Annotated in this window: 5 protein-coding genes and 2 rRNA genes (1 of these 7 running past the window's edge); 2 read left to right on the top strand and 5 right to left on the bottom strand. The window is 42.8% G+C overall.

Annotated elements, in window-relative coordinates; genetic code table 11:
• Together VOI46_RS15465 and rrf are read left to right on the top strand one after the other, a co-directional pair.
• Positions 1–970, top strand: a 23S ribosomal RNA gene (locus tag VOI46_RS15465) (it extends 1917 nt beyond the left edge of the window).
• A 203-nt stretch (positions 971–1173) separates the two neighbouring features.
• A 5S ribosomal RNA gene (rrf, locus tag VOI46_RS15460) occupies positions 1174–1288 on the top strand.
• 769 nt (positions 1289–2057) lie between these two features.
• Here the strand turns inward: rrf and VOI46_RS15455 are convergent.
• The 5 genes from VOI46_RS15455 to hslR all read right to left on the bottom strand — a co-directional run bounded on the left by VOI46_RS15455 (position 2058) and on the right by hslR (position 6412).
• Positions 2058–2399 (bottom strand): PepSY domain-containing protein, encoded by a 342-nt coding sequence (locus VOI46_RS15455; RefSeq protein WP_252183189.1) that lies wholly within the window; start codon positions 2397–2399, stop codon positions 2058–2060.
• A gap of 59 nt (positions 2400–2458) precedes the next feature.
• Positions 2459–3169: a PepSY-associated TM helix domain-containing protein gene (locus VOI46_RS15450; protein WP_252183190.1), complete on the bottom strand. Its 711-nt coding sequence runs from the start codon at positions 3167–3169 to the stop codon at positions 2459–2461.
• A 161-nt stretch (positions 3170–3330) separates the two neighbouring features.
• Positions 3331–4869, bottom strand: a complete 1539-nt coding sequence (locus tag VOI46_RS15445; protein ID WP_004588454.1) for a phosphoenolpyruvate carboxykinase — start codon at positions 4867–4869, stop codon at positions 3331–3333.
• 262 nt (positions 4870–5131) lie between these two features.
• Positions 5132–5977 (bottom strand): Hsp33 family molecular chaperone HslO, encoded by an 846-nt coding sequence (hslO, locus tag VOI46_RS15440; protein ID WP_004588453.1) that lies wholly within the window; start codon positions 5975–5977, stop codon positions 5132–5134.
• A 12-nt stretch (positions 5978–5989) separates the two neighbouring features.
• Positions 5990–6412 (bottom strand): ribosome-associated heat shock protein Hsp15, encoded by a 423-nt coding sequence (gene hslR, locus VOI46_RS15435; RefSeq protein ID WP_024032559.1) that lies wholly within the window; start codon positions 6410–6412, stop codon positions 5990–5992.
• Positions 6413–6604: the final 192 nt, after the last annotated feature.

The raw sequence follows: 6604 nt of genomic DNA, 5'->3' as shown, positions 1-6604 counted from the left end.
AAATTCCTTGTCGGGTAAGTTCCGACCTGCACGAATGGTGTAACCATGGCCACGCTGTCTCCACCCGAGACTCAGTGAAATTGAAATCGCAGTGAAGATGCTGTGTACCCGCGGCTAGACGGAAAGACCCCGTGAACCTTTACTACAGCTTGGCACTGAACATTGAACCTACATGTGTAGGATAGGTGGGAGACTTTGAAGCAGCGACGCTAGTTGTTGTGGAGTCGTCCTTGAAATACCACCCTTGTAGTTTTGATGTTCTAACGTTGGCCCCTGAATCGGGGTTACGGACAGTGCCTGGTGGGTAGTTTGACTGGGGCGGTCTCCTCCCAAAGAGTAACGGAGGAGCACGAAGGTTGGCTAAGTACGGTCGGACATCGTACGGTTAGTGTAATGGTAGAAGCCAGCTTAACTGCGAGACAGACACGTCGAGCAGGTACGAAAGTAGGTCATAGTGATCCGGTGGTTCTGAATGGAAGGGCCATCGCTCAACGGATAAAAGGTACTCCGGGGATAACAGGCTGATACCGCCCAAGAGTTCATATCGACGGCGGTGTTTGGCACCTCGATGTCGGCTCATCACATCCTGGGGCTGAAGTCGGTCCCAAGGGTATGGCTGTTCGCCATTTAAAGTGGTACGCGAGCTGGGTTTAGAACGTCGTGAGACAGTTCGGTCCCTATCTGCCGTGGGCGTTTGAGAATTGAGAGGGGTTGCTCCTAGTACGAGAGGACCGGAGTGAACGAACCGCTGGTGTTCGGGTTGTCATGCCAATGGCATTGCCCGGTAGCTACGTTCGGAACTGATAAGCGCTGAAAGCATCTAAGCGCGAAGCAGGCCTCGAGATGATTTCTCACTAGACTTTTAAAGTCTCTGAAGGGCCGTTGAAGACTACAACGTTGATAGGCAAGATGTGGAAGTGGTGTGAGCCATTAAGCTAACTTGTACTAATTACCCGTGAGGCTTAACCATACAACGCCAAACGCGTTTTGTGACAGAAACAAGCGACAGAAGTTAATAGCTAAAGTAGATAGATACTTAGAGTTAAAAAATATTATCAGATATTTTCCAAATTTATGAGGTGACTCTTAGCGCGTAGCGTTAAAGTTGAGGCACCTTGCGCAAAGGAAAAAGAAGCACTACGTGCTTATCATTACTCCTTTGCACCTAATTTGCTTGGTAACCATAGCGTTTTGGACCCACCTGACCCCATGCCGAACTCAGTAGTGAAACGAAACAGCGCCGATGATAGTGTAGCATTTGCTATGTGAAAGTAGGACATTGCCAGGCTCCAAATAAGAGAAACCCGTTGCAGCGATGTAACGGGTTTTTTGCTGTCTGGGTTTTAATAAATAGCCGAACTCAGTAGTGAAACGAAACAGCTGAAGGCGAGCCCTACGAAAGGCCACCCCGATGCAGTGATAATGTCCCATTTGCTATGTGACTCTCTATCACTGTGGGCACTACGACATCGCCAGGCTCCAAATATAAGAAAGCCCGACTAGCAATAATCGGGCTTTTTTACGTCTGCAGAAAAGTGAAAAATACATTCCAGATATTATTCGCACAGCCTCCACCACCTCCGTAGCGTGGGTTGAGTATCACGAAACCCGCGGATAAGGCTCACCACACATCTTTGTATGGTAAATATAGCGTTTTTACATATGCGTACCTTAGCCCGCACGACATGCTGCTGTGTAGCGCTCCGATTCCTAATACTAGAAAGCTGCATGAGAGATGAACGTTTTTTTAGAAAAGTGAAATACCTGCCTTTATATAGTTCCGCCACTCCTTTGTAGCGTGGATTGAGGATCACGAAACCCGCGATTAAAGCACGCAATATAACTTAAAGTAATGAATTAATTTTACCAACAGTTCATAGGGCTTAGCTTATTCTCGAGCGCAGCACCTTAAGTTTGGTATAAGGCGGTTTGACTATCTATATCGCTGTTGCTTTGATTTACGCTGCGTAAGCAGCTCGTAACTTATGACGTAGCTATCTATACATGCAGGTTTAGATTGTGAAAAGCTCATTTGATATATTAAATAAGCTTTATAATTAGCTTATAGTGTATTTAAATCGTTTCGTTTTAATGAGCCACCTAAAAAGCCCCAGGGCAAATAACAAAGTGGTGGCTACACCTGATAAAACCCATAGAATTCGTAATGGCTGATCGCCAATGCTACCATTGTGAAGCGGATGCAACCAGTTTTTAAATTTACTAGCAACGCTCATCTTATCTATATTAAAAACACTTATGAGCTCTCCTGTGCTTGCATTTACTTGCACATAACTGTGAGGAAAGCGATAAGAGGGATCGCTTTTGGTTTTGAACCTAAACCGATATACCGCATTGTGATTTGACGGGGTTTCTACCCATGCTAGGCGTGTATTTGGCATGGCCTTTTGTGCTGTACTAAGTGCTGCTGATAAAGAAATACTGCGCTGGGGTTTTATTATTACGCTGTTAGTTTATCTATATTTCCAAGCAGGGCTGTTATTAAAGGATCGGTTTGCTTTGGTATTGCTAACATTATACCGGTTGCTGTTAATAGGATTAAGGGCAAAGCAAAAATTAAACCAAGCAACTTGTGCCAGTCATATAACACGCCCAATAAAGAGCTGCGCGCTTTAAACTTTATAGCCTTAGCCCATTGCCTTTTTTTAGGCCACCAAGCGCATAGGCCTGATATGAGGAGTATAAGGCTACCTATTCCTATATAACCTATAACGATTGTACCTGCGCTACCTGCAAGTAACGAGAAGTGTACGTTATAAATCCAGGTAACAAAGTAGTTACCCCATACATCCTCACGTAATATAAGCCTGCCATCAGGGCTTAGCCAAACCATAAGTGGTGCAAAAGCGTGATCCACTGTTTCGTTTTGGTTGTAATATCTTGCGGGAATATAATGTTTATCTTTGGTGCTTTCTAAACGCCACGAGCCTTGTTTATCTGGGTAGTGAGTTTTTAGTGTTTGATATGCAGTATCCCAATTTATAGGCCTCGCTGTTTCTGTACTTAAACTACTTATATTTTCATCTAGTTCGGGGTAATAGACGAGTATAGAACCTGTTAGAGCGATGTGTGCGAGTACACCCCCGATAGATAAGCCTAGGTATAAATGTACACGTCTTGCTATTTTTCGCCATGAACCATTAAAACGCATAAATGAGTGACCATTAAAAATATGCAGTAAAGGGATGGCGCATTGTATCTTTGTTTAATAGAAAAGAACTGCGACAAAATGTCGCAGCAATAAAATAATTAGCTTAGCAAACAAAAACGCCAGCTTTATAGGCTGGCGTTTAAATCAGGCTTGGTAATTAATTATGCTTTTGGGCCTGCATTTTTAATATCATCTGATACATCGTATTTAGCGAAGTTTTCAGTGAAGTCAGCGGCAAGTTTTGCTGCATATTCATTATATTTTGCTTTATCTTCCCATGTATTAATTGGGTTAAGTAGCTTGCTATCCACACCAGGGACTTCCACTGGTACGTCTAGATTTAATACATCGATATGCTGGGTCTCTACATTGGCTAATTTACCAGATACGATTGCATCTATTACAGCGCGGGTAGTTGGAATATCAAAACGCTCACCGGTACCGTATGGGCCGCCTGTCCACCCTGTATTAACAAGGTAAACCTTTGCCCCAAATTCGCGTACACGCTTCATAAGCAGCTCAGCGTAAACACCTGCAGGGCGAGGGAAGAAAGGGGCGCCAAAACACGTTGAGAATGTAGATTCTATATCGCTAGTTGAGCCAATCTCTGTAGAGCCCACTTTAGCCGTGTAACCACTTAAAAAGTGAAAAGCTGCGGCTTCTTCGCTAAGTACAGAAACCGGCGGTAAAACACCGCTCACATCACAGGTTAAAAATACAACAGCTTTTGGCTCGCCAGCACGGTTTTCAACTTTGCGCTTTTCTACGTGCTCTAGCGGGTAAGCAGCACGGCTATTTTGCGTTAAGCTTGTATCGTTAAAGTCAGGTGTGCGTGTTTCATCAAGTACAACGTTTTCTAAAATTGTACCAAAGCGAATAGCATTCCAAATTACTGGCTCATTTTTTTGTGAGAGGTCGATACATTTTGCGTAACAGCCACCTTCGATATTAAATACGCTTCCTGGTGCCCAACCGTGTTCGTCGTCACCAATTAAAAAACGTGTTGGGTCGGCCGATAAAGTTGTTTTACCAGTACCCGATAAACCAAAGAATAGTGCTGTATCACCCGCTTCTCCTACGTTAGCAGAGCAGTGCATTGGTAATACACCTTTTGCTGGAAGAAGAAAGTTTTGAACGGAGAACATCGATTTTTTCATTTCACCGGCATAACGCATACCAGCAAGTAACACTTTGCGTTGAGCAAAGTTAATAATAACAGTGCCGTCGCTGTTGGTGCCATCACGTTGTGGGTCACAAACAAACGAAGGCACATTCATTACCTGCCATTGGGGTAAATCAGATGCATTATAGTTTTTAGGCTCAATAAACATGTTTTTAGCAAAAATATGGTGCCACGCTGTTTCTGTAGTAACAACTACAGGTAGATAGTGCTCAGGGTCTGCGCCAACTTCTAAGTGAGAGGTGAAGTGGTCATTACTTTGCACATGTGCTTCTACGCGAGCCCATAAAGCGTCAAATTTGTCAGCATCGAATGGGCGGTTTACATTGCCCCATTGGATATCATCTTGCGTTGTTGCTTCTTTTACAATGAAGCGATCTTTGGGAGAGCGACCAGTGCGCTTGCCTGTAATTGCAACAAAGGCTCCATTTGCGGCTAGTGTCCCTTCGCCACGACGAATCGCATGCTCGACAAGTTCAGCTGCGGTTAAATCGACAAAACGTGTTGCGCTTGTAGTCATGTTTATACCTAACTATGTGTGAGAGTTTGAACGGGATAGCTCTGGGTTCTTAGTTCCCTTAAGCTGAAATTATAGTAACAGAAGGATTTGAGATATTCGAGCCTGTAAAGGCCCTAAAAACACATATATTTGCTAAAAAACATGAATAATTTCAATGATACCGGTGTCAGTAAATTAACTAAATTCATGACACCGGTATCATCATTTTATAATATAAAAACCGCATATTTTGCGGCTTTATATTTGATTATGAGGTGGGAGGTTAATTAAAAATGTTTTTAATATCTTGCTCGTCAAAAGCATATTCTTTTAGGCAATAATGACAGCTAATGTTAACAGCGCCATTTTCGGCAACATCATCAAGTAATGCTTGTTGGCCTACATTAACTAAAGCAGTAATGGTTTTCTCTCTACTACAGCCACATTTAAATATAATAGCTTGCGGGTCAAATACGCGCGGGTTATCTTCGTGATATAAGCGCGTTAATACGGTATTGGCATCAAGCTCTAATAGCTCTTCGCGTTTAATTGTATCGCTTAAGGCTTCTAAGTGAGTGAAGTCATTAATTGATTTTTGCTTATCAACAGGCAGTACTTGTAAAAACAACCCACAGGCTTTGGCTTTCCCTTCTGTTGTGTCGGTTGCGAACCAAAGGCGCGTTTTTAGCTGTTCTGATTGCTCAAAGTAGCTTTCAATACATTTACTCAATGTATCGTGCTCAAGAGGCACTATGCCTTGATAACGTTCGCCTTTGGTTGGGGTAATGGTAATAACCATATAACCTTTACCTACAAGCTCTTTTACCGTTGTGCCGCTAACCTCGCTTTGCATGCGCGCAATACCACGCATATTTTGTTTATCGTCGCCGTTAATAACAGCGTATTTAACAGGGCCATCGCCTTGTAGCTGAACGGCTATTTCACCCTCAAACTTTAAAGTGGCAGTTAATAAACACGTTGCAACGAGTAATTCACCTAATAATGCTTTAACTGGCTCAGGGTAATTGTGATTAGCTATCATCTCGTTGTAGGCGTGCTCAATTTGAACGAGTTCGCCACGAACATCGAGTTTGTCGAATAAATAACGGTGCAGTAAATCTTGTTGCATGAGCGGCTATACCTAACTTGATTTCATTTTTAAAAGTTCGCGTCTTTGCTTTTTATCGGGCTTTTTATCCGGATGTGGAGCAAAGAAGCTGTTATTTTTGCGTGCGATGGCGTTTTCTTCGCGTTTTGCAATACTTGCATCAGTTTCTTGATACAAGGTCTGTGCAATGGGGGCGCTTTGGCGTTTTTCAAGCACTTTAAGTACCTTGATAAGCTTTTCATCAACGCCTTGGGCAAGTTTTATGGTTGCGCCAACCTCCACAATTTTACTCGCTTTAGTACGTTGCCCATTATAATGTACTTTGCCGCCTTGCACCATTTCGCGTGCAAGCGCACGGGTTTTATAAAAGCGCGCAGCCCATAACCATTTATCTAATCGAACTTTTGGCTCACTGTTGTGGTCTGAGTCGGCATTAGTATTATTTTTTTTACTCATTAGGCTTCTTCAATCGACTATTTATATATCGTAAAATTTATCATGAAATCATCGTAGGATGAAGGTATTACGGCGCGTGCTGGTTTTTTAGTCAACATTACATTGTTATATTAATCTGTTTACAAAGTTTAATATTAGTGTGCTTGTTGAATGAAAAATGAAAGGGTACTATGGGTACGCGCTTATGCAGTA

The organism is Pseudoalteromonas sp. CuT4-3, from assembly GCF_035666335.1.
Taxonomy (GTDB): Bacteria; Pseudomonadota; Gammaproteobacteria; order Enterobacterales; family Alteromonadaceae; genus Pseudoalteromonas; species Pseudoalteromonas atlantica.
Note: the sequence above shows the minus strand (reverse complement) of the source record. Positions and strands in the feature narration are given on the sequence as shown.

Excerpts from the sequence above, each read along its gene's own strand:
- VOI46_RS15455 (WP_252183189.1), bottom strand. The coding sequence starts at position 2,399 with ATGCCAAATACACGCCTAGCATGGGTAGAAACCCCGTCAAATCACAAT.
- VOI46_RS15450 (WP_252183190.1), bottom strand. The coding sequence starts at position 3,169 with ATGCGTTTTAATGGTTCATGGCGAAAAATAGCAAGACGTGTACATTTA.
- VOI46_RS15445 (WP_004588454.1), bottom strand. The coding sequence starts at position 4,869 with ATGACTACAAGCGCAACACGTTTTGTCGATTTAACCGCAGCTGAACTT.
- hslO (WP_004588453.1), bottom strand. The coding sequence starts at position 5,977 with ATGCAACAAGATTTACTGCACCGTTATTTATTCGACAAACTCGATGTT.
- hslR (WP_024032559.1), bottom strand. The coding sequence starts at position 6,412 with ATGAGTAAAAAAAATAATACTAATGCCGACTCAGACCACAACAGTGAG.